The organism is Novosphingobium rhizosphaerae, from assembly GCF_050920675.1.
Classification (GTDB): domain Bacteria; phylum Pseudomonadota; class Alphaproteobacteria; order Sphingomonadales; family Sphingomonadaceae; genus Novosphingobium; species Novosphingobium rhizosphaerae.
The window spans coordinates 53,748-78,020 of sequence record NZ_CP137862.1 but is presented as its reverse complement, the minus strand read 5'-3'; the positions used below and the strand labels follow the sequence as shown (position 1 = coordinate 78,020).

Sequence of the window (24,273 nt, the reverse complement as noted above, 5' to 3'; positions counted from 1 at the left end):
AGAACGTTTTCTGATGGCCGTGGGGATCAAGGATGTGGCGCGGGTGGCCGGGGTTTCGGCGGCCACGGTTTCGCGTGTGCTGGCGGGCAAGGCCGTGGACGCGGCCATGCAGCAGCGCGTGCACGATGCCGTCAAAGTGACGGGCTATCGTCCCAACCTGGCGGCGCGGCGTCTGCGTTCGCAGCATTCCAACGTGATCGGCCTGATTGTGGCCGATATCCGCAACCCCTTCTTCACCGCCGTGTCGCGCAGCGTGGAAACGGTGGCGGCGGCACGCGGTATGCAAGTGATCTTGTGCAACACCGATGAAGATCCGGCGAAGGAGGCGATGTACCTCGACCTCATGCACCAGGAGCGCGCGGCCGGGGTGATCCTGGCGCCCTCGCGCCAGCGCGTGGCCAGAACCGACCGCCCGGAAGGCGAGCGTCCGGTGGTGCTGATCGACCGCGCGATTCCCGGCGCGGATCTTGATTGCGTGCTGCTTGACAACGAACGCATGGCCGCCGTGCTGGTGGAACATCTGCACGCACAGGGCCATCGCCGCGTGGCCGGCCTGTTCGGCGCGATGAGCATGACCGGCCACGAACGCCGCGCGGGCTTCGAACGCGCCGCTGCCGCGCTCGGCCTGGAAGCCCAGGCCCTGGCCGTGCCGCACAACACGGGAGAAGCCGAACGCGCGCTCGCCGCCCTGCTTTCGGGCCCGCAGCGCCCTGATGCCCTGGTGGCCAGCAACGGCGTCATGCTCCTCCACATCCTGCGCGCCTTGCGCGCCCAGGGCCTGTCCGTCCCGGCAGACATCGCGCTGGCCGGATTCGACAACAACGACTGGATGGATTTCGTGGGCAACGGCGGGGGCATCAGCGTGATCGAGCAGCCGGTGGAAGAAATCGGCCGCACCGCCACGACCATGCTGCTCGATCGCCTGGACAATCCCCAAGCGCCCACGCGCAAGGTGGTGCTGGCCGGCAAGCTGGTGGCGCGGGGCTAGGGGACGCCTGTCTGCTTCGTCATCCTCGACATGATTTCAAGAGGCAGCCACGGCCCGTGATTTTCGGGTTCGAATCCCGAACTCTGCATTGACAGCTACTCTGCGAAGTACCCACCGTCGAGCAAGCTATCCCGAATTAAGGTTGCTGAACCGGGTCTACCACACCCTTTGCACGGCAAACCCGTCGAACATCGCTTCGTTGGAAACCAGGGCCATGTCTTCAACCTGGGCCTGGGCGATTAGGAAGCGGTCGAAAGGGTCTTTGTGGGGAATGTTGAGCGCGCCGGCTAAGCGGGCGTGGGCGATGGTGATGGGTAGTTCGGCAAAACCCTGATCGGCCACGATCGCGGTGAAGTCCTGTGCCAGCAGTGCCGCGCTGGGCAGCTTGCCGATGCGAAACTTGGTGGTCACTTCCATTGCCGAGGCTGCGCTGATGAACACGGCATTGGCTTCGTTTGCGATCGCGTCGCGGGCGTGATGGCTCAAGGCGTCATCGCCGGCCAGCCACCAGATCAGCGCATGGGTATCCAGCAACAGGCGCATGCCCTGATCTCAGCCAAGATCCCATCCTGCCATTTCGTCATCCGGCAGAGGATCGTGAAAGCCGGCGTCCAGGGCAATCTTGCCATGCAGCGCGCCAAAGCGGCGTTGCCCCCGCGGGTTGACCGGCACCAGGCGCACGGCCGGCACATTGCCGCGCGCGATCACCACATCCCCACCAGCCAGCGCCTCGGCGATCAGGCGCGACAGGTTGGTCTTGGCATCGTGCACGGAAAACTGGGCCATGGGAGACTCCTTGGCTAAGAATATAGCTAACCTTACCGCGTCGGGCAAGGACCGGCTTGTCCGGATGTGCGCCCGCTCGTGCGGCTTTCGCTGCAAAAAAGTGCCCTTTGGCCTTCGCAATTGCACAATTGTTGGCTTAGAGAAGGGCGAACGAACGGCCCGGGCGGGCCATGGCAGGAGAGATTCGCGCGATGACCATCCAGACCCCGGTGCTTGACAGCGCCCCCGCCGCACCGGCTCCGGCCCCGGCGCCCAATCCGCAATCGGGGCAGCCGGTCACGCTCACCCGCTTTCTGATCGAGCAGCAGCGGCGGCCGGATTCGCCGTGCCCGGCGGGCCTGCGCCTTTTGCTGGAAACCGTGGCGCGCGCGTGCAAGGCGATCAACTTTGCCATTTCCAAGGGCGCCCTGGGCGATGTGCTGGGTTCGCTCGGCAACGAGAACGTGCAAGGCGAAGTGCAGAAGAAGCTGGACGTGATCGCTAACGACCTGCTGCTCGATGCCAACGAATGGGGCGGGCAGCTGGCCGCCATGGCCTCTGAGGAAATGGAGACGCTGCATCCGATTCCCGGCCGCTTTCCCAAGGGCGAATACCTGCTGACCTTCGATCCGATCGACGGATCGAGCAATATCGACGTAAACCTTTCGGTCGGCACGATCTTTTCGGTGCTGCGCGCGCCCGATGCCTGCGCCGGGCGCGACGTGACCGAGGCGGATTTCCTCCAGCCTGGTGCGGAGCAGGTGGCGGCCGGCTATGCCATCTATGGCCCGCAGACGCTGCTGGTGCTGACCGTGGGCACGGGGGTCTATGAATTCACGCTTGATCGCGAGATCGGTTCGTGGCGGCTCACCGACGGGCCGATGCAGATGCCGCGCGGCAACCGCGAATTTGCCGTTAACATGGCGCGCCGCCGCCAGTGGTCGCCGCACGTGGCGCAGTATATCGAAGAACGCATCTGTGGCACCGAAGGACCGCTGGGCGTGGATTACAACATGCGCTGGCCCGCCTCGATGGTGGCCGACGTGCACCGCATCATCAAGCGTGGCGGGGTGTTCCTCTATCCGGCGGATTCACGCAATCCGGGCAAGGCGCGCCTGCGCCTGCTCTATGAAGCCAACCCCATGGCGTTCCTGATCGAGCAGGCGGGCGGCGCGGCCAGCAACGGCACGGCGCGCATTCTCGACCTGATGCCCACCAGCCTGCACGAGCGGGTGGGCGTGATCCTGGGCGATCCGGCCGAAGTGGCCGCGGCCAGCGAACCTCAGGGCTGAGGCTCCAAAAGGGCGCGGCGCCGTGGATATGTTCGCCGCGCTGGGTGCCTTTGTGGCGGTGGTGGACGAGGGCGGCTTTGCCCCGGCCGCGCGCCGGGCGGGGCAGGCGACATCCTCGTTCACCCGCCATGTCGATGCGCTGGAGGCCGCGCTGGGCACGCGGCTCTTGCAGCGCACCACGCGGCAGGTGACGCTGACCAGCGCGGGGGAAGCCTATTACCCCCAGGCGCGCGCCATCCTGGACCAGTTGGCCGAGGCGAACCGCGCCACGCGCGAGGGGGCAGGCGCGGCGCGCGGGCTGCTCAGGGTAAGCCTGCCGGTCACGTTTGCGCGGCTTCACGTGACGCCCTGGCTGCCAGCCTTCCTGGCCGCCCATCCCGACATCGCGCTGGACGTGAGCGTGACGGACAGCGTGCTCGACCTGGCGGCGCAGCGCATCGATGTGGCGCTGCGACTGGGCGTGCTCGATTCCTCCAGCCTGATCGCGCGGCGGCTGGCGCCGCAGCGCCGCGTGGTCTGCGCCAGCCCCGCCTATCTTGCCGCCCATGGCACGCCCGGCAGCCCTGCCGACCTGGAAAGCCATGCCTGCCTTACCTTTGCCTTTGCCGATGGCGAGCGGCGCTGGCGGTTGAGCCGCGATGGCCAGCACCAGTGGGTGCGGGTGACGGGCCCGTTGCGCACCAACCATGCCGACACCATTCGCGAAGGCGCGCTGGCCGGGGTGGGGCTGGCGCTGCTGCCCACCTGGCTGGTGGGGGAAGAGATCGCAGCCGGGCGCCTGGTCGCGGTGCTGGGCGGCTGGCAAGCCGATATCGCGCGGCCCGGCGCGCTGCCGCTGGGCGACGTGGGCATTCATGCCGTGACGCTGCCCGATCGGCGCGGGATGGCCAAAGTCCGCCTGTTCGTGGATTTCCTGGCGGCGCGGTTTGGCACGCCGCCGTACTGGGAGCGCGGGCTGACGGGGTAAGCGTTGCGCTATATGCAATGGTGACTGCCAAAATGGGTGGATTATCATTGCGTCGGGCTTGGGGCATAGCGCTGGCAACCAAGCGTGGCAGCAACCGTTTCCCCCTCGGTCTGCCCAACAGGAAAGAGCCCTGATCATGTCGGAAACGATCCTGGCCGGCGCGCCCCCGCGCCCGGCACACCCGTCGCTCCCGCCCGCCTCGCGTCCCACGCTGGGCGCGGGCCTGACTCTGGCGATGGCGGCCACGACCGGCCTTGGCGTGGCCAATATCTATTACAACCAGCCGATGCTCGGCCTGATCGAGGTGAGCATGCCAAGCGCGCTGACCGCGCTGGTGCCCACGGTGACGCAGCTCGGCTATGCACTGGGGCTGTTCCTGCTGGTGCCGCTGGGCGACCGGGTGGAGCGGCGGGCGCTGATCGTCACGCAATTCCTGCTCCTGTCGGTGGCGCTGGTCCTGGCCGCGATCGCTCCGTCGCCCGCGCTCTTGCTGGGCGCCTCGCTCCTCCTGGGCGCGCTGGCCACCGTGGCGCAGCAGATCGTGCCGTTTGCCGCGCACCTTGCCCCGCCCGAACGCAGCGGGGCGGTGATTGGCAAGGTCATGGCGGGGCTGCTGTGTGGCATCCTGCTCAGCCGCACGCTGGCCGGGTTCGTGGCCCAGCATGCCGGCTGGCGCGCGATGTTCTGGCTGGGCGTGCCGCTGGCCCTGCTGGCCGCCGCGATCTTGCGCGCGATGCTGCCCAAATCGGCAGCCGGGCAGGGGCCGCGCTATCCGCAGCTGCTTGCTTCGCTGTGGCACTTGTGGCGTGCGCACCGCGCGCTGCGCCTGGCCACGATCACGCAGGGCCTGCTGTTTGCCGCATTCAGCGCGTTCTGGAGCATCCTCGCGCTGCGCCTGGCGCAAGTGGGCGAAGGGCCGAGCGTGGCTGGGCTGTTTGGCGTGATCGGCGCGGTGGGCATCCTGGCTGCGCCACTGGCCGGCCATGTGGCCGACCGGCGCGGGCCCCATGCCACGATCGTGGCGGGCGTGGCGCTGATGGTGGTGGCATGGGCCATTGCCATGGCCTTTCCGGGATTGGTGGGCCTGGCGTTGGCCTGCATCGTGCTGGACCTGGCGGTGCAGAGCGCGCTGATCTCGCACCAGCATATCGTCTATGCTCTGGACCAGGGCGCGCGGGCACGGCTCAACACCCTTTTCATGGGCGGCATGTTCCTGCTGGGCGCGGCGGGGTCTGCCCTGGCGGCACTGGCCTGGCATGGCTCCGGCTGGACCGGGGTGAGCGGGCTGGGCCTGGCGCTGGGCGTGGGTGGCGGCATTGCCAACTGGCTGGCACGGCGGCCCCGCAACGCCTGAAAAAAGGTATGCACGGCAATAGGATATCGGATTTCCCCGGGGAAACCTTGCGGTTTCTCCGGGTTTTCCATGGAAAATGCTGCACTGCACAATAAAACTGTTCAGCCGAACACGATAGTCTTGTTGCCGTTGACCATCACGCGGCGTTCGATGTGCCAGGATACCGCGCGGGCGAGCACCTGGCATTCCACGTCGCGGCCCAGGGCGACCAGGGCTTCCGGCGCGTGGACGTGGGTGACGCGGCGTACGTCCTGTTCGATGATCGGGCCTTCGTCCAGGTCCGTCGTCACATAGTGCGCGGTGGCGCCGATGATCTTCACGCCGCGTTCGTGCGCCTGGTGATAGGGCTTGGCCCCCTTGAAGCTGGGCAGGAACGAGTGGTGAATGTTGATGCAGCGCCCCGCCACTTTTGCGCAGAGCATGGGCGAAAGGATCTGCATGTAGCGCGCCAGCACGACGAGATCGGGGGCCGTCTCGTCGATCAAGGCAGCAAAGCGCGCTTCCTGCATGGCTTTGCCATCGGGCTTCATCGGCAGGTGGTGATAGGGAAGGCCGCTCCATTCCACGAAGCTGTGCATGTCATCGTGGTTGGAGACGACGCCGACGATGTCCACCGGCAGCAGCCCGGCGCGCCAGCGGTGAAGCAGATCGAACAGGCAGTGCCCGAATTTCGACACCGCAAGCAACAGGCGCGGGCGGCGCGCCATGTCGTGCAGCGACCAGTCCATGGCAAAGCGTTCGGCAATCGGCGCGAAACGCTGGCGCAGCAGGTCCACATCGGGCAGCGGCGCGCCATCGCCGGCAAAGGCGGTGCGCATGGCGAAGAGGCCGGAGGCGCCATCGTTGAAGTGGTTGGATTCGGTGATCGTGGCGCCCTGTTCGGCCAGAAAGCTGGCCACGGCGGCCACGATGCCGCGCTGGTCGGCGCAGCGCAGCAGCAGCACGTGCCCCGGCGTGGCGCCGCTGGCGGGATCGACAATTCCGGTCATGCGTGTGTTTCCCCCGGCGCGGCCGATGGTGCCGCGCGTTCAGCCCGTGCAAAGGCCGGTCCGCGCGCGATTTTGGCAAATCACATTTTCGGCCGCGCGGATGACATTTTTAGACGCGACGCCGTGGCACCGTGCCCCTTACGCATGGCGGTGTGACAGGAACCACATCCCACTTCCGGGCCAAGAGCCGCTATTCCGCGCTGGCGCTGTTGCGCGGCGCGCTGGGCGGGCATCGCCACTGGGGCCGCGCCTGGCGCGCGGCAGAGCCCAAGCCCAGCTATGACGTGGTGATCATCGGCGGCGGGGCGCATGGGCTGGCCACGGCCTATTATCTTGCCAGCCAGCACGGCATCCGCCGCGTGGCGGTGGTGGAAAAGGGCTGGATCGGCGGCGGCAACACCGGGCGCAACACCACCATCGTGCGATCGAACTATCGCCAGGCGCCCTTGCAGCGGCTGCTGGAGCATTCGCTGCGGCTGTGGGAGGGCCTGTCTGACGAATTGAATTACAACGTGATGTTCTCGCCGCGCGGGGCGCTGTTCCTGGGGCATTCGGATGCCGACATGACGCGGCTGGCCGAGCGCGGCGACAGTTTGCGCGCCATGGGCATCGACGCTGAACTCATGGGCGTGGACGCGGTGCGCCGCCTGGTGCCGCTGCTCGATTTTTCGCGCGCGGCGCGCTGGCCGATTGCGGGCGGGCTGATCCAGCATCGCGGCGGCACGGCGCGGCACGATGCGGTGGCCTGGGGCTATGCCCGCGCCGCAGACAATCTGGGCGTAGACATTATCGAGAATTGCGAAGTGGTGGGCTTTACCCGCGAGGGCGACGCGGTGACCGGGATCGAAACCACGCGCGGGGCCATTGCGGCAGGCAAAGTGGCGATCTGCGTGGCGGGCAACAGCGGCCATGTGGCGGGGCTGGCGGGGGTGCGCCTGCCGATCGAGAGCCATACGCTTCAGGCCTATGTGACCGAGCCGGTCAAGCCGATGATCGACACGGTGATCATGTCGCAATCGTTGCATTGCTATATCTCGCAATCCGACAAGGGCGGCATCGTGGCCGGCGGCGATCCCGATGGCTGTCCCAGCTATGCCCAGCGCGGCCAGCCGGTGCGGCTGGAAGACGCGATTGCCCAGGCGATTGCGCTGGTGCCCGCGCTCAGCCGCTTGCGCATGGTGCGCTGCTGGTCTGGCGTGACCGACATGAGTTTCGATGGTTCGCCGATCATCGGGGATTTGCCCTTGCGCAACCTGCATCTCAACGGCGGCTGGTGCTATGGCGGGTTCAAGGCGACGCCGGGTTCGGGGCATCTCTATGCCCATCACCTCGCCACCGGGCAGCCGCACCCGATTGCCGCGCCGTTCGACCTGACGCGCTTTGCCCAGGGGCGCACCATCGACGAAGCGGGCGTTGGCCCGATGCCTCAGCACCGCTAGGGGGAGCGCAAGGCCATGATGCTGATCCACTGCCCCCATTGCGGGCCGCGCGCGCAGGAAGAATTCACCTATGAACGCACGCGCGACAGCGTGGTGCAACTGGACCAGGCGCCCGATGTGGCCATGGCCGCGCTTTATACCCGCACCAATCCGCGCGGGGAGGAAAACGAGATCTGGCGCCACACGCTGGGTTGCCGGGGCTGGCTGGAACTGCGGCGCGACCGGATGAGCCATGCCATCGTGGCGGTGCATGCTCTGGGCGTGCAGGTGCTGCCATGAATGGGGAAACGCTGCACTTCACCTTCGACGGCAAGCGCTATACCGCGCGCGCCGGGCAGACGCTGGCCGCCGCACTGCTGGACAACGGCGTGGCCGTGGTGGCGCGCAGTTTCAAGTATCACCGCCCGCGCGGGATCATGGCCGCCGGGGTGGAGGAACCATCGGCGCTGGTGACTGTGGGCGAAGGCGGGCGGGCCGAGCCGAACACCCGCGCGACCGACGTGTTCGTCTATCAGGGCCTTGTGGCACGCAGCCAGAATGCCTGGCCCAGCCTGGCGTTCGATGTGGGCGCGGTTAACGGCCTGGTGGCGCGGCTGATCCCGGCGGGCTTTTATTACAAGACGTTCTTCGGGCCGCCCAAGCGGTGGATGGTTTACGAACGCTTCATCCGCAAGGCGGCGGGGCTTGGCCCGGCGCCGCGAGAGGCCGATCCCGATGCTTTCGACCATCGCGCCGCGTTTTGCGACCTGTTGGTGGTGGGCGCCGGGCCGGCGGGGCTGGCCGCCGCGCTGGCGGCGGCGCAGGCCGGGCAACGCGTGATGCTGGTGGAGCAGGACCGCCTGGCCGGTGGCGCGCTGCTGCGCGAGGACGTGCGGATCGACGGTGCGGCCGGGGCGGAGTGGGCGCAGGACGCGGTGGCGCGGATCGTGGCGGGCGGCGGGCGCGTGTTGCTGCGCGCCACGGCGACCGGCTATTGGGACGGCAATCTGGTCAGCGTGGTGGAGCGGCTGGCCGAGCCGGGGCAGGCGCCGTCGCGCGCCGATGCGCCGGTCCAGCGGCTGTGGAAAGTGCGCGCGGGCCGGGTGATCCTGGCGACCGGCGCGATCGAGCGACCGCTGGCCTTTGGCGGCAACGACCGGCCCGGCGTGATGCTGGCGCAGGCGGTGCGCCACTATGTGCGGCGCCATGGCGTGGTGCCGGGCCGCCGCGCCGTGGTGGCGACGAGCAACGACGATGGCTATCGCACCGCCTTTGCCCTGGCCGATGCCGGGGCGCAGGTCATGGCCGTGCTGGACGGCCGCACCGCGCCCGCTGGCCCGCTGGTGGAGCAGGCGCGCACGCGGTTTGCCGTGCTGGCCGATGCCTGCCCCATCGACACGCGGGCGCGCGGGAAGCGGCTTTGCGCCGTGATTGCGCAAGTGGGCGGGGGCGAGCAGCGCTTTGCCGCCGATCTGCTGGCGATGTCGGGCGGGTTCACCCCGGTGGCGCATCTGCACAAGCAGGCAGGCGGCGATCTGGCCTGGGACGCGGCGACGCAGGCCTTCGTGCCCGGCGCGGCGCGGCAGGCGCAGGCGAGCATTGGCGCGGCGGCGGGTGGGCATGACCTGGCCGCGATCCTGGCGCAGGGCTGGCAGGCGGGCGGCGGCGAGGCGCGCATGTTTGCGGTGGACGATCCGCTGGGCATGGGCACGCCGGCCGAAGCAGCGATGGTGCCCGACACCATACGCGGCAAGGCTTTCGTCGATTTCCAGAACGATGTTTCGCTCGGCGATATCGATCTGGCCTGGCGCGAGGGCTATCGCTCGGTCGAGCACCTGAAGCGCTATACCACGCTGGGCATGGGCACCGACCAGGGCAAGACCGGCAACATGGCCGCGCTGGGCCGGTTGGCGCAGGCGCAGGGGGTGGCGATTCCCCAGGCCGGGCTGACCACGTTTCGCCCGCCCTATACCCCCACCACGCTGGGCGTGTTTGCCGGAGCCGCGGTGCGCGACCATGCCGGACCGGTGCGCAAGCTGCGCCTGCACGCGGAGCATGACCGCCAAGGTGCGGCGTGGCAGCCGGTGGGATACTGGTTCCGCCCGCGCAGCTATCCGCAGGCCGGCGAAAGCCTGGGGCAGGCCAGCCTGCGCGAGGCGCGGATGGTGCGGCAAAGCGCGGGAATCGTGGACGTATCCACGCTGGCGACGTTCGAGGTGGCCGGGCCGGATGCCGCCGCGCTGCTGGAAATGGCCTGTGCTACCGCCATCGGGCGGCTGGCGGTGGGGCGTGGGCGCTATACGGTCATGCTGCGCGAAGACGGTATGGTGATGGACGATGGCACCGCCTGGCGCCTGGACGAGCAGCGCTATCTGCTGACCAGCTCCACCGGCGGGGCGGACCGCATGGCACAGCACTTGTCGTGGCTGCGCAATGTCATGGCCCCGCAGCTGAAAGCGAGCGTGGTCAATGTGCAGGAGCATTACGGCGCCGTGGCGCTGGCCGGGCCGCGCGCGGCGGCGGTGCTGGCCGGGCTGACCGGCGCGGCGGCGCCCGCGCATATGCATTGCGCGCGGGGTGTGATCGCCGGGATCGAAGTGCTGGTGCTGGCCGCCAGCTATAGTGGGGAGCGCGCGTTCGAAGTCTATGCGCCGGGGCATCACATGCCCGCGCTGTGGCAGGCGCTGCACCAGGCGGTGGTTGCGGCCGGTGGCGGTGCCTATGGCCTTGATGCCATGGACCATCTGCGCGTGGAAAAGGGCCATGTGGTGATCGGCGCCGAAGTGGACGGGCGCGTGACCGCCGCCGATATCGGCCTGGGCGGCATGCTGCGAAAGCAGGGCGGATTTGTCGGCTGGCAGGCGCTGCAGCGCCCGGTCCTGGCCACGGCCGCGGGGCGGCGGCACTTGGTGGGGCTGACCGTGCTGGATGGCCAGGCCCTGCCCGAAGGCGCGATGCTGGTGCTGCGCGAGGGAGAGGAACCGCTGGGCCATGTGACCACGGCGGCGCCGCGTGTGGCGGGCGAGGGGTGGATCGGCCTGGCGCTGTTGACCGATGGCGCTTCGCGGCATGGGCAGGAATTGTTGGCCTGGTCTGCCACGCGCGGGGCCACGGTGCGGGTGCGGGTGGGCGATCCGGTGTTCTATGATCCGCAAGGGGCGCGCTATCGTGATTGAGTTGACCACCTGCGATGCGGGCGATGTGCTGGCGCTGGAACTGTGGGATGCAGCGGGCGCCGGGCCGGTGGCGGCAGTGCTGGGCTTTGCCCTGCCGGCGGCGGGATGCAGCGCGGGCGACGATGTTTGCCGGGCCATGCGGTTCGAGCCCAATGTCTGGCTGGTGGAAGGCAGCGGCGTGGATACGCGCGCTCTGGCCGCTGCGGTGGCGGGCCATGGCGCGCTGACGGCGATTGGCGGCGGGCTGGTGCGGGTGACTTTGCGCGGGGCGGGCTGGCGCGCCCTGTTGATGCACGATGGCGTGTTCGATGCCGAAGACGCGGGCTTTGCGCCGGGGCGCACGGCGGCGACGGTGATCGCGCATGTGGCGGTGCGGCTCCATGTGGTGCGCGAGGACCGCTGCGATGCGCTGGTGCCGGCCAGCCTGGCCGATGGCTTGCTGGCGCGCTGGCGGCAGGTGGCGGCCGGGGTGTGATGCGGTTGCGACAGGCTGCGTGGGGGCTTCGACAGGCTCAGGGCGAACGGGGGAGAGGTTGATTCATCGAATCCGAGGTAACGGAAAACCTTGGAATGCTGCTTTGCCGGGGCAACAAGGCCGGGCTTCGGAATGACGGGAAAATGCGTGTATGGGCAGGCCTGCATTCAAATGGCCGCCGGGGAGAAACGAGCATGCGCGATGGTGAAGCAATTCTGCCCCCGGCACCCCCGGTGATCGGCCAGAGCGCGGCGGAGGCGGCGCGGCAGTGGTATGTGCTGGTGCTGCTGTCGCTGGTCTATGCGATGAACATTGCCGATCGCTATGTCATCACCACGGTGATGGAATCGATCCGGCTGGATCTGAAGCTGACCGATTCGGGCGTGGCGCTGCTGACCGGCGTGGCCCTGGCGCTGTTCTATGTCACCATCGGCATTCCGGTTTCGGCGCTGGCCGACCGGTTCAGCCGGCGCAACATCATTTCGGGCGCGCTGCTGCTGTGGTCCGGCCTTACCGTGCTGACCGGGCTTTCTTCCACATTTGGCCAGATGCTGCTGGCGCGGATCGGGGTGGGGATTGGCGAGAGCGGGGGCACGCCGCCTTCCACCTCGATGCTGGCGGATTACTTCCGCCCGGCGCAGCGGCCGGCGGCGCTGACGGTCTATGCCCTGGGTTCATGCCTGGGGGCATGGATCGGGGCGGACGTGGCCGGGCGCGTGGCCGATTTGTATGGCTGGCGCCATGCGTTCCTGGCGCTGGGCGTGCCGGGCGTGGGGCTGGCGGCGCTGATCTTTTTCACCGTGCGCGAACCGCGCCGTGGGGCCATGGATGCGCCGCGCGCGGCCGATGCGCCGCCGGCCGCGCCGCGCCTGCCGTTGTGGCGCGCGCTGGCATTCCTGCTGCGCCAGCGCGCCACCATGCACCTGATGATGGGCGGGGCGGTGACGGCGCTGTGGGGCTGGGGCCTGATGTGGTGGACGCCCACCTATCTGCAACGCGCCTATGGCCTTTCGGCCGGGCAGGCGGGCGAGATCCTGGGGCCGATGCACCTGATCGCCGGCAGCCTGGCGACGGTGGCCACGGCGGTGCTGATGGCCAGCCGCGTGATGGCCGATCCGCGCCGCGTGCTGATCCTGATGGCGGTGGTGGTGGCGGTGATCACCGTGCCATCGTTCTTCATCTATTGGACGCATGACCTGGGCGTGGCCAAGGCCTGCCTGTGGCTGTTCGTGCCGGCGATGTATTTCTACATCGGCCCCTCGTTCGGCCTGTTGCAGAACATCGTGCCCGCGCAGATGCGCGCCACCGCCTGCGCATTGACGCTGCTGATGGCCAACATCGCCAACCTGGTGATCGCGCCGCAGTTCGTGGGCCTGGTGAGCGACCACGTGGCCGGTGGCCACGGCGCGGACGCGGCATCGCTGCGGGTGGCGCTGCTGATCCTGGCGCCCACCGGGCTGTGGGCCGCGTGGCATTACTGGGCCGCCACGCGCGGCATCCTGGCCGAACAGGCGCGCGCCACCGCAGGCGATACGCTGGGTTGAGCGCCTAGGGAATCAGCCGTTCGGCGCGAAGCTGGCTGAACAGGTCGAAAAAGGCGGCATCGGTCTGCTGGTAGGCGGCAAAGCCCAGCGCGCGCGAGCGGGCCATGTCGGTCACAACCTCGATCGGGCGGCCCAGATCGGCATCGGTGTGCCAGGGGGAGGCGAGGCGGGCGAGATCGGGTTCGACCAGTCCTTCGCGCGCGGCGATGGCGCGCCAGGCCGGGGCATCGTCGGCCATCTGATCGGCCAGGGGGCGCACGGTACCATCGAACGCGGCCGCGTCGAGCCCGAACCATTGCGCCAGGCGCGGCCACATCCAGCGCCAGCGGAAGACATCGCCGTTGGCGCAATTGAACGCCTGGTTGGCGGCCTCTGGCGTGGTGCTGGCCCACAGCAACTGGTGGGCGAGCTGGCGCGCGTCCGTCATGTCGGTCAGGCCGTTCCATTGCACCGCCGATCCGGGGAAGCGGAACGGGCGGCCCAGTTCGCGGCACAGCGTGGCATAGACGGCCAGCGTGGTGCCCATGTTCATGGCATTGCCCACGGCCTTGCCGATCACCGTGTGCGGGCGGTGCACGCTCCAGGCAAAGCCATCGCGCGCGGCGGCGGCGAAAAGTTCGTCTTCCTGGCATAATAGAAGTTGTCGATCGGCAGGCGCGGCTGGTCTTCGCGAAACGGGGTATCGGGCAGGTTGCCCTGGCCATAGGCCTCGAACGGGCCGAGATAATGCTTGAGCCCGGTGACCAGCGCCACGTGGCGCACACTCTTCGACGGCGCCACTCCGTCGAGCAGGTTGCGCACCATGGCGGCGTTGACGGCAATGTTTTCCCGTTCGGTCGGGCGGCGCAGCCAGGTGGTGATGAACACCGCATCGGGCGCGTGGCCGGCCAGGGCGGCGGCGGTGGCGGCGCTGTCAGTCAGGTCTGCGGCAACGGGTTCGACGCCGGGCAGCGGCAAGGGATTGCGCGCCAGGCCCAGCACGCGCCAGCCCCGGGCGTGCAGCAGGCCGGCAATGGCCTGGCCGGTGATGCCGGTGGCCCCGGCCACAAGGGCAGTCTTGGTCATCGATGGTTCCTTGTCGGGCAAAAACGTATAGTTGGGATCAGGATGGCAAGGCGCCAAGAAGGCACCATTTGGTGACCACCCGCACCCAGCGGGCACGGGGCCGGGGCGAAAGGAATGCAGGCGTGATACCGGGCAGCCCGGAAGAGGAATGGCGCGAGGACTGTGCCCCGCGCCGCATCCTGGAACTGTTTGCCACGAAGTGGACCAGCATGGTGCTGCACACGCTGCATGCCCGCCACGGCGGCACGGCGCGCAGTGCGGCCCTGCTGCGCAGCCTGCCGGGCATTTCCAAGAAGATGTTTGCCCAGACGGTGCGGGAAATGGAAGCAAGCGGCCTGATCGCGCGCACCGTGCGCGATGCGGTGAACCCCCCTGAAGTGGATTATGCGCTGACGGCGCTGGGCCGCCGCTTCGTGGAGCCGGTCGAAGCGCTCTATGGCTGGGCGCGCGACAATGGCGACGCACTGGATGCTTTGGCGCCGCGCATCCGCTCGCGGCGGCGCGCCTAGGGGCAATTCGCGCCAACCCGAGAAATCGGGCGGCTGGCCCATGCGATTTTTCTTGTCCTTACACACATTGATGTCCAATGTGTTGGACATATGGCGCGCTTCCCCTTCTCTGCGATCGTCGGCCAGGACGAAATGAAGCTCGCGCTGCTGATCGCGGCGGTCGATCCGTCGATCGGTGGGGTCATGGTGTTTGGCGATCGCGGCACGGGCAAATCTACCGCCGCGCGCGCCCTGGCAGCGCTGTTGCCGCCGATCCAGGTGGTGGAAGGCTGCCGGTTTGGCTGTGCGCCGGGCCATGCCGGCGCGTGTCCCGGCGCTTGCACCGGGGGCAAGGCGGTGAAACGGCCGGTGCCGTTCGTGGATTTGCCGCTGGGCGCCACCGAAGATCGCCTGCTTGGCGCACTCGATCTGGAACGCGCGCTGCGCACCGGGGAGCGCGTCTATGAACCGGGCCTGCTGGCGCGCGCCCATCGCGGTTTCCTGTACATCGACGAGATCAACCTGCTGGAAGACCACCTGGTCGACCTGCTGCTCGACGTGGCGGCATCGGGCGAGAACGTGGTGGAGCGCGAAGGCCTTTCGGTGCGCCACGCGGCGCGGTTCGTGCTGATCGGCAGTGGCAATCCCGAAGAAGGCGAATTGCGTCCGCAATTGCTGGACCGGTTCGGCCTGTCGGTGGACGTGCGCACGCCCAAGGCGATCGAGGATCGGGTGGAGATCATGCGCCGGTGCGCCGCGCACGATGCCGACTCGGCCGCGTTTGCAGCGCAGTGGGCGCAAGTGGACGACAAGGTGCTGCAGCAGATCGCGCGGGGGCAGCGCAAGCTGGCCAGGATCGAGGTGCCGATGCCCTGATGGCCGATGCCGCGGGCCTGTGCAGCGCGGTGGGGGTGGATGGCTTGCGCGGCGAACTGACGCTGATGCGCGCCTCGCGCGCCTATGCTGCGCTCAAGGGGGCCAAGGCGGTGCGCCGCGAGCATCTGGTGGCGGTGGCGCCGCTCGCCCTGCGCCACCGCCTGCGCCGCGATGTGCTGGACGAAAGCGGATCGAGCGCGCGGATCGAGCGCGCCCTGGTTGAGCATCTGGCATGACCCGGTATCGCTCATGAGTGGCGCGCTGGCGGATGCGCTGTTGGCAGCGCGCCTGCTGGCCCATTCGCCCGCGCCGCTCGGTGGCCTGTGCCTGCATGGCGGCGGCCCGGCGGCAGACCGGGTGCTGGCCGCGCTGGCGGCGCTGTTGCCGCCTGGCACGCCGTTTCGCCGCCTGCCCGGCCATATCGACGAACAGCGGCTATGCGGCGGGACCGACATCGCGGCGAGCCTGGCGGCGGGCCGGCTGGTGCGGCAGCGCGGCTTGCTGGAAGAAGCGGCGGGCGGCGTTCTGGTGGTGCCGATGGCGCAGCGGCTGCGCGCGGATGTGGCCGGGCGCGTTGCCCAGGCGATGGACGGGGCCGCAGATCGGGCCGGCGCCTTCGTGCTGGTGCTGCTGGATGATGGTGCGCCGGGGGATGAACGCCCGCCATCTGTGCTGATGGAGCGGATTGCCTTTGATCTGTGCCTGGCCACGGTGCGGCCGGCCGACCTGGCCATGCCGCTCCCTTTGCCATGGCCTGGGCGCGGCGAAGGCGCGGTGTTGCCGGCGCTTGACGATGCCGCGCGGGGGGCGCTGGCGGCCACGGCAGATGCGCTGGGCATCGCGTCCTTGCGCCCGCAGTTGCAGGCCTGCGCCGCGGCATGTGCCCATGCCGCCTTGATGGGCGCGGCGGTGGTGGGTCGCCCGGATGCAGAGATCGCGGCGCGGTTGGTGCTCTCGCCGCGCGCCACGCAGGTGCCGCCCGAAGCCGGCGCCCCGCCGCCAGAGCCGCCGCCCGCGCCGCCCCCCGATGCGCGCGCCGAGGAACCGACGGCCGGCGACGCGGATGGCGAGAGCGCCACGTCCGACATTCCCGAAGCGCTGGTGGTGGAAGCCGCCCGCGCGGCGATTCCGCCCGACGTGCTCGATCGCATGGCCGCCGGCCTGGGGCGGCAGGCGCGCGGCAGCGGCGGTGGGGCCGGGCGGCGCATCCGTTCGGCCCGGCGCGGCCGGCCTTTGGCCGCGCGTCCCGGTACGCCGGGCGGCGGGGTGCGGCTGGCCCTGGTCGACACGCTGCGCGCGGCGATCCCGTGGCAGCCGCTGCGGTGCGACGATCCCGCGCCCGAAGGGGCGGGCCCGATCCGCTTTCGCCGCGATGACTTGCGCGTGCGCCGGTTTGAAGAACGCAGCATGACGGTGACGGTGTTCTGTGTCGATGCGTCCGGCTCCACCGCGATGTCGCGCCTGGCTGAGGCCAAGGGCGCGGCGGAGCTGATCTTGGCGCAGGCTTATGTCAAAAGGTCGGACGTGGCGGTGGTGGCCTTTCGTGGCGAGGGGGCGGAACTGCTGCTGCCGCCGACCCGCTCGCTCACCCGCGCCAAGCGCGCGCTGGCGGCGCTGCCCGGCGGGGGCGGCACGCCGTTGGCCAGCGGCCTGGCCCTGGCGCGGCAGGTGGGCGATGCGGTGGGCGCGCGGGGGGCAACGCCGCTGCTGGTGTTCCTCACCGATGGCAGCGCCAATCTGGCCCTCGACGGCACGCGTGGCCGCGCGCGGGCGCAGGACGATGCCTTGTTCGCCGCGCGCGCGATCGCCACCGCGGGCCACGATGCGGTGGTGATCGACATTTCGGCGCGCCCCCGGCCCGAGGCGGCACGGCTGGCCGATGCCATGCGCGCGCGCTATCTGCCGCTGCCCTGTGCCGATGCGCGCGCGTTGCACGCCGCAGTGGCGGTGGCGGCGGCGGGGCCGGGGGCACGGGCATGAGCGGCGCGCCGCGCTGGGACGGGGAGGGGCGCTGCTGGCCGTACCGCGCGGCCAGCCGCTTCGTCGCCACGCCGGGGCTGGTCTGGCACGTGCAAGTGATGGGGGTCGGCCCGGTGGTCTTGCTGATCCATGGCACGGGCGCGGCCACGCATAGCTGGCGCGGCGTGATGCCCGTGCTGGCGCGTGATTTCACCGTGGTCGCGCCAGACCTGCCAGGCCATGGCTTTACCCGTGGGCGCCCGGTGGGTGGCCTCACGCTGCCGGCAATGGCGCGGGCGCTGGCCGATCTGCTGCGCGCTTTGGACCTGGCGCCGGCGCTGGTGGCGGGGCATTCCGCCGGGGCGGCGATTGCCCTGCAATGGGCGCAGGACGCGGGCGGCGCACTGCCGGTGATCGGCTTCAACCCGCGCTGATGCCGTTTCCGGGGCTGGCAGCGCAGCTGTTTCCTTCGCTGGCGCGGATGCTGTTCGTCAACCCGCTGGTGCCGCGCCTGCTGGCGGGCATCGCGCGCCTGCCCGGAGAGCCGGAGCGCTTCCTCAGGCGCGCCACGGGATCGACCATCGATGAGGGGGGCCTGGCCGCCTATCGGGCGCTGCTCGGCTGCCCGGCGCATTGCGCCGGGGCGATGGAAATGATGGCGAGCTGGGATCTGGACGCGCTGCGCCGCCGCCTGCCGGCCATGGCCATGCCGGTGCACCTGGTCCACGCGCGGGCAGACGTGGCCGTGCCGCTCCACACCGTGGAAGCCGCCGCCGCCCTGCTGCCCCACGCGCGCCTCACCGTGCTGCCCCACCTGGGCCACCTCGCCCACGAAGAACGCCCCGACCTTGCCGCGCGGACCATCGCGGCGCAGCTGCAGGAGAGCGTGGCATGACCGGCTGGATCGAAATCGTCTTCACCGCCGCCGTGGCGATTGGGTTTGGGGCGTATCAGCTGTGGTCGGTGAACCGGGAGATCCGGCGCGACCGGGACAAGCGCGACCGGGACAGGCGGGATCGGGGGGAGTAGGGGGCTTGCGAGGAGGGGGCGGGGTCAATAGCGCCCCCTTCGCGCCCCCGCGTGGAACCGTTTTTGCAATCGGAGACGCGGAGGATGGGGTTGGTGACGCTCTGATTACGACCAGAGCTGGTTGTTCAAGTCAGCTCTCTTCGAAGTTTGTTGCTGCCGGAAGCTGCCAAAGGCAGGCCGCGCACCGGTCTTTTCGCGAACGGCCCAATCCAAGCCCACGTTGCCCGATGTCTGGAAAGCTTGGTTCGAGATATTGAACGCATGTGTTTCGACCATAGGACTGACCGACATCAGGTCATACCGAACAAACCAGGCGCAGCGCGTAACCAACATCTGGTGCAGGAGACGAACGTAAAACGTCGTTGATTGGAACTTTGCCCGCCAGCTTCGTGACGGCCGGATTGGCTGCCTGCCCCCACTTGGCCGCGGTACCCGAAAGCGCAATGGCATGCATGGCGGATCGCTACTGCACGATGGCTTGGACGATCCTGGCTTGTATATCCGGATCTTGATCGTTGGGTTGACCGAGCGGGATCGAAATACAGGTGTGCGTCAAGCCGGCAATGCGCGCGACAATTGCCTCTTGGCTGTTGCTGGGCGGAGTTGCAATCCGCTTTGCATTTTTCGAACCGCTCGGGGCGTGCGAACCTCCAACAAGGGTTTTGATTGCGATTTGCTGCCGATCGAGCAACTGGAATGCTGCGTGATGGGCCATGTGTTGTGCGCCGAGCGAAAGCGCCATGATAACTCCAATCATTTTCTGAACTCCTGCGTGGCAAGGTGGCGTGTCTGGTCGGCCAGGGGATCGGCGGCCATCGCGCGGTCCAGCGTATCAAGCGCTTTCCAGATCTTGCGGCCGGTTCGGGCGAAGCGATTGAACGGCGCTATGGCATTCTCCTGTGTCATGATCCTGGTGGACAAGGCTGTCTGCTTACGCGGCAGCAGGCTCGGTGTGCGGGTCGCGCCCCGGGGCAGTGATGCGGAACCACAGGGCGTAGAGCGCGGGCAGCACCAGCAGGGTGAGCACCGTGCCGCCCAGCGTGCCGCCGATCAGGGTGATCGCCATGGACCCCCAGAACACCGACTTGATCAGCGGCACGAAGGCGAGGACGGCGGCAAGGGCGGTCAGGATCACCGGCCTGGCGCGCTGGACGGTCGCTTCGACCACGGCATCGAATGGCGCTAGCCCAGCGCGATCGTTGTCATGGATCTGGCCGATCAGGATCAAGGTGTTGCGCATCAGAATGCCGGCCAGTGCGATAAGGCCCAGGATCGCGTTGAAGCCGAATGGCGTGCCGGTGAGCAGCAGCGTGGGCACCACGCCGATGAGCCCCAGCGGCGCGGTGAGCAGCACGATCCACATTGCCTTGAGATTGCGCACCTGGAGGATGATCACGATCATCATCAGCACGATCATCAAGGGGAAGATCGGTGCCAGGGCCGCATTGGCCTTGTTGGCTTCCTCGATCGAGCCGGCCATGTCGATGCGATAGCCTTCGGGCAGGTTCTGGATAATCGGTTGCAGCTTGGCGAGCATCGCCGTCGAAACGTCGGGCGGTTGCAGGCCATCGGCAATGTCGCCACGCACCGTGATCGTTGGCACGCGGTCGCGGCGGCGCAGGATGGGGTCTTCCATCCGCACTTCGACTTTGCCGATCTGGCTGACCGGCACGCGCTGCCCGTTGGATCCGGTCAGCACGTAGTCACCGATCCGGGCGGGATCGAGCCGCTTGCCGCCTTCCGAGCGCGCCACCACGTCAACCGTGCGGATATCCTCGCGCACCTGGCTGATCGTGACGCCGGTGAGCAGGAACTGCAACTGCTCGCCAACATCGCTGGAGGTGAGGCCCAGCGCGCGCAGGCGATCCTGGTCTAGCACGATGTGCAGCGCCGGGCTGCGTTCGCCCCAATCGGTGTTGACGGTGCGCATCGCCGGATCGTTCTGCATCACCTTTTCGACGAGGGCAGCGATGTCACGCACCTTGGCAAGATCGGGGCCGTTCACGCGGAACGCTACCGGGAACGGCGAGGGCGGGCCGAACACGAGCTGCGTCGCACGCACGCGGGCGCTGGGCGCCAGGCCATTGGCCACCGCCTCGCGCAGGCGCAGCTTGAGCGCGTCGCGATCCGCTTCCTTCTCGGTCCGTACGATGATCTTGGCGAATGAGGGATCGGGCAGTTCGGGCGAGAGCGGAATATAGAAGCGCGGTGCGCCCTGTCCCACGTAGGTCGTCACGATGCGGGGCTCTCGCTGCGCGCGCAGCCAGCTTTCTACCTCGCGCGCGGCTTCGCTGGTGCGCTCGATCGCGGTGCCTTCGGGCATCTGCACTTCCACCAGCAGTTCCGGGCGGTCGGACGTGGGGAAGAACTGCTTCTTCACCGGCCCCATGCCCAACCCGGCGATGAGGAACGCACCCAGCGTTGCCAACGCCACCCATTTCTTGCGCAGCACAGCCCAGGAAATGACGGCGCGGACCTGGTTGTAGCGCGGGGTGCGATAGATCGCCTCGTGCCCGCCGGAGACCGGCTTGATCGCGGGCAGCAGCTTGACCCCCATGTACGGCGTGAAGATCACCGCGACGAACCACGACGCGATCAGCGCAAAGCCCACGACCCAGAAGATGTTGCCGGCGTATTCCCCGCCGTGGACTTGGCAAAGCCCACCGGCATCAGGCCGATTACGGTAACCAGGGTGCCGGCCAGCATCGGCGCGGCGGTGTGGCTCCAGGCATAGGCGGAGGCGCGGATACGATCGTAGCCCTCCTCCATTTTTACCACCATCATCTCGATGGCGATGATCGCATCGTCGACCAGCAGGCCGAGGGCGAGGATCAGCGCACCCAGCGTGATGCGGTCGAACACCCGGTCTGTGGCCCACATGATCAGCAACACGACCGCCAGGGTGAGCGGCACGGCTGCCGCGACCACCACACCCACGCGCCAGCCCAGGCTGACCAGGCTGACGACCATCACGATCGCCAGGGCTTCCATGAAGGTGTGCATGAACTGGTCGACGGCTTCGCTGATATTGACCGATTGGTCGGTCACGGTGGTCAGCGTCATGCCCAGCGGCAGTTCGGTGCGGATCTTGGCGACTTCGGCGTTGAGCGCCTTGCCAGGTCGAGGCCGTTCCAGCCTTGGCGCATCACCACACTGAGCATCAGGGTGGGCTCGCCTTCGCTGCGGATCAGGAACGAGGCCGGGTCTTCATAGCCCCGCTCGACTTTGGCGATTGCCGACAGCGGCAAGGTCTTGCCATTGGCCACGATGGGCAGGTCGCGGATCTTGGCGAGGTCGTCGAACGCGCCATCGAGCCTCACGAACATCTGCTGGCCCTTGGTTTCCACCGATCCGGCCGGCGTGACCAGGTTCTGGCGGTTGAGGGCATCGAACACCGCGCGCGCCGAAACGCCCAGTGTCGCCAGGCGATCCTGCGCGAATTCCACATAGATGCGCTCAGGTCGTTCGCCGAGGATCTTGATCTTGTCGACGCCAGGAACGTGCAGAAGCCGCTGCCGCAGCGTTTCGGCCTCGCGCGCCATGTCGCGCTGGGGTTCGCCCTTGGCCTTGAGAGCCAGGAGCGCAAAGCTCACGTCGCCGTATTCGTCGTCGACGAACGGCCCGACCACGCCACGCGGCAGCCGGGGGGCTTCGTCCGACATCTTCTTGCGCGCCTGGTAGAATTGCTCCGGCACGTCCTGCGGCGGGGTCTGGTCGCGCAGGGTCAACGTGGTGAAGGCCAGGCCGGTCGAGTGAACGTCTCACTGCGATCGTACCAGCGCAATTCCTGCAGGCGCTTTTCCAGGGGCTCGGCCACTTGGTCCTGCATTTCGGCCGCGGTGGCGCCGGGCCAGGCGGTGACCACGGTCATGGTCTTGATCGTGAAGCCGGGATCTTCGGCACGGCCCAGTTTGAGAAAGGCGAACAGGCCGGCCACGATGATCGCGACCAGGAAGAATAGCGTGACCGATTGCTCGCGCACGGCCAGCGCGGACAGGTTGAAGCGGCCGGAGCCGGCATCGGGGCTGGGCGCGCTCATCGTGCGGCCACCCGCACGGCCTGGCCTTGGCGCAGCAGGTGCGCCCCCATCGCCACGAAGCGGTCGCCGGGGTTGAGGCCGCTGGCGATGGTGGCGGTTTCTTCGCCAAGGCCGCTGACGACGACCGGGCGCCAGGAGACGGTGGTGCGCTGTCCCAGGCCCACCACCCAGACTCCCGGCCCTTTGCCGACATCGCGGATCGCGCCGAGCGGAACCTGGATTGCCTTGGTATTGCCGGGACGAGCCAGATTGACCGTAACGGTCGAACCCAGCGGTGCGCGCGCGGCATCGCCGGACAGCACGTAGCGCGCCTCGAACGTGCGCGTCATCGGATCGGCGGCGTCAGAGAGCAGGCGCAAGGTGCCGATGCCGGCGGCACCGCCAAACGTCCGGGCCGGGGCCGTCGAGCCAATGGCTGGGCGCAGGGTTTCGGGCAGTTGCACCAACGCCTCGCGCGGACCGGACCTGGCAATACGCACGACGATCTGCCCAGCGCCGACCACCTGCCCGGGCTCGGCCAGGGTTTCGACGACCGTGCCATCGGCATCGGCAACCAAAACACTATAGCCCGCTGCGTTGCCCGCGACGCGGGCCTGGGCCTGGGCGGCCGAGAGCTGGGCGCGCGCGGCGTCGGCGGCGGCCTTGGCCTGGTCATAGGCCGATGCCGATACGGCCCCCGCGCTGACCAGATCGCGCATTCGGCGTTCGTCGGCAGCGGTTTGCACCGCGCGGGCGCGCGCAGCGGCGACGGTTTCCAGTGTCGATTGCGTGTTGAGCGCAAGATCGGTGCGATCGATCCGCATCAGCGGTTGGCCCTTGTGCACCGTTTGCCCGGCATCGACGAGACGCTCGACGACTTTGCCGCCCACCCGGAAGCCAAGGTCGCTCTGGACGCGGGCGGCAATCACGCCGGTGAATTCCCGCCCATCCGCATCCTGTGGCCAGGCGGCCAAAACACGCACAAGCGGTGGCTCGGTGCGCGGGTCAGTCTCCTGCTGGTGGCAAGCAGCCAGGGGCAGGGACAGCATGAGGGCAGCGAACCCGATTTTGCTCGGCCGACTCGACACGGTGGACTCCTCCAGATTTCGAGGGTCCATTTGTTTTCATGTGACCAATCTGTCAATAGGTCACAACTTAAAACTTGGGGCAGTCAGAGCGAAAGGCTGCGCAGGATCAGGTTGGCAACCTCGGTCTGCGCATCGGGCAGCAAGTCCAGGTTGCGTTCGAGGTGGAGCGGATCGACAAACGGCATCATCGCGTAGAAGATCGCGCGACAAGTCTCGTCCAGCGGCGTCTTGCGTTCGAATTCGCCGCTCTCCCGCCCGAGCCGGACGATCTCCTCGATCATCTCGCGCAAGGTTGCCTTATAGGCCTGGGCAGAGCCCCATTGCTCCGCCGCGGAATGGGCGGTGATGTCGTAGATCTTGCGATCGTGAAAGAAAAGCGCGACGCTAAGCTGGGTCAGCGTCTTGAACATGCGGCGAAAACGTTCTGATGCGCTGCCGCCTTCATCCACCGTTTGGCGTGTCTCCGCGGCGATCCGCTGCAATCTGCTGCTGCAGATCGCTTCGCCGATCGCCTGTTTCGATTCAAAGAAGCGATAGATGTAGGCCTTGGAAAAGCCGATCTCGCGGGCAAGGTCGGCCACGGTGGTCTTGGCGTAGCCATAGCGTGCGAAGCATTCGTTCGCCGCTTCGACGATCTGGTCGCGCACGGCATGTTCGGCAGGGCCGCGGGTGTGGGTTTCGGGCGTAGCATCAGACATGGATATCAGCATAAGCCGGGCCGAGTAGATTGACAACGAGTGACCAAATAATATAATGGTCACTACTCAATTTTCGCGGCTCGA

The 24,273-nt window shown here is 68.2% G+C and carries 21 protein-coding genes and 3 pseudogenes; 15 read left to right on the top strand and 9 right to left on the bottom strand.

Annotated elements, in window-relative coordinates:
- Positions 1–13 precede the first annotated feature (13 nt).
- Positions 14–988, top strand: coding sequence for a LacI family DNA-binding transcriptional regulator (locus tag R9J51_RS20470; protein ID WP_168557512.1), 975 nt, complete (start codon positions 14–16; stop codon positions 986–988).
- A 156-nt stretch (positions 989–1,144) separates the two neighbouring features.
- Here R9J51_RS20470 and R9J51_RS20465 read toward each other — a convergent pair whose 3' ends face one another.
- On the bottom strand, positions 1,145–1,531 hold the full coding sequence (locus R9J51_RS20465; protein ID WP_179562750.1) for a type II toxin-antitoxin system VapC family toxin: 387 nt from the start codon (positions 1,529–1,531) through the stop codon (positions 1,145–1,147).
- A 9-nt stretch (positions 1,532–1,540) separates the two neighbouring features.
- A complete protein-coding gene (locus tag R9J51_RS20460; protein ID WP_179562752.1) occupies positions 1,541–1,774 on the bottom strand; it encodes a type II toxin-antitoxin system prevent-host-death family antitoxin in 234 nt (77 codons plus the stop codon).
- Positions 1,775–1,965: 191 nt separating this feature from the next.
- Here R9J51_RS20460 and R9J51_RS20455 point away from each other — a divergent pair, with 191 nt between their 5' ends.
- The 3 genes from R9J51_RS20455 to R9J51_RS20445 all read left to right on the top strand — a co-directional run bounded on the left by R9J51_RS20455 (position 1,966) and on the right by R9J51_RS20445 (position 5,366).
- Positions 1,966–3,045 carry a class 1 fructose-bisphosphatase gene (locus R9J51_RS20455; RefSeq protein ID WP_168557514.1) on the top strand — a complete coding sequence of 360 codons (1,080 nt, stop codon included), beginning with the start codon at positions 1,966–1,968 and terminating at the stop codon, positions 3,043–3,045.
- Between the two features lie 28 nt (positions 3,046–3,073).
- The gene (locus R9J51_RS20450; RefSeq protein WP_179563085.1) at positions 3,074–4,012 is read left to right on the top strand and encodes a LysR family transcriptional regulator; all 939 of its coding nucleotides are present in this window, start codon (positions 3,074–3,076) and stop codon (positions 4,010–4,012) included.
- A gap of 235 nt (positions 4,013–4,247) precedes the next feature.
- Complete coding sequence (locus R9J51_RS20445) at positions 4,248–5,366, top strand: MFS transporter (protein WP_179563087.1); 1,119 nt, start codon at positions 4,248–4,250, stop codon at positions 5,364–5,366.
- 101 nt (positions 5,367–5,467) lie between these two features.
- Here the strand turns inward: R9J51_RS20445 and purU are convergent, their stop codons facing one another.
- Positions 5,468–6,355, bottom strand: a complete 888-nt coding sequence (gene purU, locus R9J51_RS20440) for a formyltetrahydrofolate deformylase (RefSeq protein WP_179562754.1) — start codon at positions 6,353–6,355, stop codon at positions 5,468–5,470.
- A 152-nt stretch (positions 6,356–6,507) separates the two neighbouring features.
- Here purU and R9J51_RS20435 point away from each other — a divergent pair, with 152 nt between their 5' ends.
- The 5 genes from R9J51_RS20435 (at position 6,508) to R9J51_RS20415 (ending at position 12,968) form a co-directional block, all read left to right on the top strand.
- The gene (locus R9J51_RS20435; protein WP_179562756.1) at positions 6,508–7,794 is read left to right on the top strand and encodes a sarcosine oxidase subunit beta family protein; all 1,287 of its coding nucleotides are present in this window, start codon (positions 6,508–6,510) and stop codon (positions 7,792–7,794) included.
- A 15-nt stretch (positions 7,795–7,809) separates the two neighbouring features.
- Complete coding sequence (locus tag R9J51_RS20430) at positions 7,810–8,073, top strand: sarcosine oxidase subunit delta (protein ID WP_179562758.1); 264 nt, start codon at positions 7,810–7,812, stop codon at positions 8,071–8,073.
- Entirely contained in the window at positions 8,070–10,949 is a 2,880-nt protein-coding gene (locus tag R9J51_RS20425; protein ID WP_179562760.1) for a 2Fe-2S iron-sulfur cluster-binding protein, read from the top strand. The genes R9J51_RS20430 and R9J51_RS20425 overlap by 4 nt, the downstream gene beginning before the upstream one ends.
- Positions 10,942–11,424, top strand: a complete 483-nt coding sequence (locus R9J51_RS20420) for a sarcosine oxidase subunit gamma family protein (protein ID WP_179562762.1) — start codon at positions 10,942–10,944, stop codon at positions 11,422–11,424. The genes R9J51_RS20425 and R9J51_RS20420 overlap by 8 nt, the downstream gene beginning before the upstream one ends.
- 194 nt (positions 11,425–11,618) lie before the next feature.
- The gene (locus R9J51_RS20415) at positions 11,619–12,968 is read left to right on the top strand and encodes a spinster family MFS transporter (protein ID WP_168557521.1); all 1,350 of its coding nucleotides are present in this window, start codon (positions 11,619–11,621) and stop codon (positions 12,966–12,968) included.
- Between the two features lie 4 nt (positions 12,969–12,972).
- Here the strand turns inward: R9J51_RS20415 and R9J51_RS20410 are convergent.
- Positions 12,973–14,033, bottom strand: a pseudogene (locus tag R9J51_RS20410) (SDR family oxidoreductase).
- Positions 14,034–14,155: 122 nt separating this feature from the next.
- On the opposite strand from R9J51_RS20410, the gene R9J51_RS20405 reads away from it, so the two are divergent.
- The 6 genes and pseudogenes from R9J51_RS20405 (at position 14,156) to R9J51_RS20380 (ending at position 18,385) form a co-directional block, all read left to right on the top strand.
- Positions 14,156–14,542: a winged helix-turn-helix transcriptional regulator gene (locus R9J51_RS20405; protein WP_168557523.1), complete on the top strand. Its 387-nt coding sequence runs from the start codon at positions 14,156–14,158 to the stop codon at positions 14,540–14,542.
- 90 nt (positions 14,543–14,632) lie between these two features.
- A pseudogene (gene bchI, locus R9J51_RS20400) lies at positions 14,633–15,633 on the top strand (magnesium chelatase ATPase subunit I).
- Entirely contained in the window at positions 15,617–17,377 is a 1,761-nt protein-coding gene (locus R9J51_RS20395; protein WP_432788061.1) for a magnesium chelatase subunit D, read from the top strand. The pseudogene bchI and the gene R9J51_RS20395 overlap by 17 nt, the downstream one beginning before the upstream one ends.
- The gene (locus R9J51_RS20390; RefSeq protein WP_432788060.1) at positions 17,374–17,790 is read left to right on the top strand and encodes an alpha/beta fold hydrolase; all 417 of its coding nucleotides are present in this window, start codon (positions 17,374–17,376) and stop codon (positions 17,788–17,790) included. Before R9J51_RS20395 ends, R9J51_RS20390 begins: the two co-directional genes overlap by 4 nt.
- A complete protein-coding gene (locus tag R9J51_RS20385; protein ID WP_432788059.1) occupies positions 17,790–18,251 on the top strand; it encodes an alpha/beta fold hydrolase in 462 nt (153 codons plus the stop codon). Before R9J51_RS20390 ends, R9J51_RS20385 begins: the two co-directional genes overlap by 1 nt.
- Positions 18,248–18,385, top strand: coding sequence for a hypothetical protein (locus R9J51_RS20380; RefSeq protein WP_179562770.1), 138 nt, complete (start codon positions 18,248–18,250; stop codon positions 18,383–18,385). Before R9J51_RS20385 ends, R9J51_RS20380 begins: the two co-directional genes overlap by 4 nt.
- 463 nt (positions 18,386–18,848) lie before the next feature.
- Here the strand turns inward: R9J51_RS20380 and R9J51_RS20375 are convergent, their stop codons facing one another.
- The 5 genes and pseudogenes from R9J51_RS20375 to R9J51_RS20355 form a co-directional block, all read right to left on the bottom strand.
- A complete protein-coding gene (locus R9J51_RS20375; protein ID WP_179562772.1) occupies positions 18,849–19,127 on the bottom strand; it encodes a hypothetical protein in 279 nt (92 codons plus the stop codon).
- Between the two features lie 11 nt (positions 19,128–19,138).
- The gene (locus R9J51_RS20370) at positions 19,139–19,306 is read right to left on the bottom strand and encodes a hypothetical protein (RefSeq protein ID WP_169475173.1); all 168 of its coding nucleotides are present in this window, start codon (positions 19,304–19,306) and stop codon (positions 19,139–19,141) included.
- 10 nt (positions 19,307–19,316) lie between these two features.
- A pseudogene (locus tag R9J51_RS20365) lies at positions 19,317–22,424 on the bottom strand (efflux RND transporter permease subunit).
- Positions 22,421–23,452 carry an efflux RND transporter periplasmic adaptor subunit gene (locus R9J51_RS20360; protein WP_218847459.1) on the bottom strand — a complete coding sequence of 344 codons (1,032 nt, stop codon included), beginning with the start codon at positions 23,450–23,452 and terminating at the stop codon, positions 22,421–22,423. The pseudogene R9J51_RS20365 and the gene R9J51_RS20360 overlap by 4 nt, the downstream one beginning before the upstream one ends.
- A gap of 122 nt (positions 23,453–23,574) precedes the next feature.
- Entirely contained in the window at positions 23,575–24,189 is a 615-nt protein-coding gene (locus tag R9J51_RS20355) for a TetR/AcrR family transcriptional regulator (RefSeq protein WP_168553860.1), read from the bottom strand.
- Positions 24,190–24,273 lie beyond the last annotated feature (84 nt).

What these genes read in the sequence shown, in the direction of transcription:
- R9J51_RS20470 (WP_168557512.1), top strand. Translation starts at nt 14, where the DNA reads ATGGCCGTGGGGATCAAGGATGTGGCGCGGGTGGCCGGGGTTTCGGCG.
- R9J51_RS20465 (WP_179562750.1), bottom strand. Translation starts at nt 1,531, where the DNA reads ATGCGCCTGTTGCTGGATACCCATGCGCTGATCTGGTGGCTGGCCGGC.
- R9J51_RS20460 (WP_179562752.1), bottom strand. Translation starts at nt 1,774, where the DNA reads ATGGCCCAGTTTTCCGTGCACGATGCCAAGACCAACCTGTCGCGCCTG.
- R9J51_RS20455 (WP_168557514.1), top strand. Translation starts at nt 1,966, where the DNA reads ATGACCATCCAGACCCCGGTGCTTGACAGCGCCCCCGCCGCACCGGCT.
- R9J51_RS20450 (WP_179563085.1), top strand. Translation starts at nt 3,074, where the DNA reads ATGTTCGCCGCGCTGGGTGCCTTTGTGGCGGTGGTGGACGAGGGCGGC.
- R9J51_RS20445 (WP_179563087.1), top strand. Translation starts at nt 4,248, where the DNA reads ATGGCGGCCACGACCGGCCTTGGCGTGGCCAATATCTATTACAACCAG.
- purU (WP_179562754.1), bottom strand. Translation starts at nt 6,355, where the DNA reads ATGACCGGAATTGTCGATCCCGCCAGCGGCGCCACGCCGGGGCACGTG.
- R9J51_RS20430 (WP_179562758.1), top strand. Translation starts at nt 7,810, where the DNA reads ATGATGCTGATCCACTGCCCCCATTGCGGGCCGCGCGCGCAGGAAGAA.
- R9J51_RS20425 (WP_179562760.1), top strand. Translation starts at nt 8,070, where the DNA reads ATGAATGGGGAAACGCTGCACTTCACCTTCGACGGCAAGCGCTATACC.
- R9J51_RS20415 (WP_168557521.1), top strand. Translation starts at nt 11,619, where the DNA reads ATGCGCGATGGTGAAGCAATTCTGCCCCCGGCACCCCCGGTGATCGGC.
- R9J51_RS20390 (WP_432788060.1), top strand. Translation starts at nt 17,374, where the DNA reads ATGAGCGGCGCGCCGCGCTGGGACGGGGAGGGGCGCTGCTGGCCGTAC.
- R9J51_RS20385 (WP_432788059.1), top strand. Translation starts at nt 17,790, where the DNA reads ATGCCGTTTCCGGGGCTGGCAGCGCAGCTGTTTCCTTCGCTGGCGCGG.
- R9J51_RS20380 (WP_179562770.1), top strand. Translation starts at nt 18,248, where the DNA reads ATGACCGGCTGGATCGAAATCGTCTTCACCGCCGCCGTGGCGATTGGG.
- R9J51_RS20375 (WP_179562772.1), bottom strand. Translation starts at nt 19,127, where the DNA reads ATGGCGCTTTCGCTCGGCGCACAACACATGGCCCATCACGCAGCATTC.
- R9J51_RS20360 (WP_218847459.1), bottom strand. Translation starts at nt 23,452, where the DNA reads ATGCTGTCCCTGCCCCTGGCTGCTTGCCACCAGCAGGAGACTGACCCG.
- R9J51_RS20355 (WP_168553860.1), bottom strand. Translation starts at nt 24,189, where the DNA reads ATGTCTGATGCTACGCCCGAAACCCACACCCGCGGCCCTGCCGAACAT.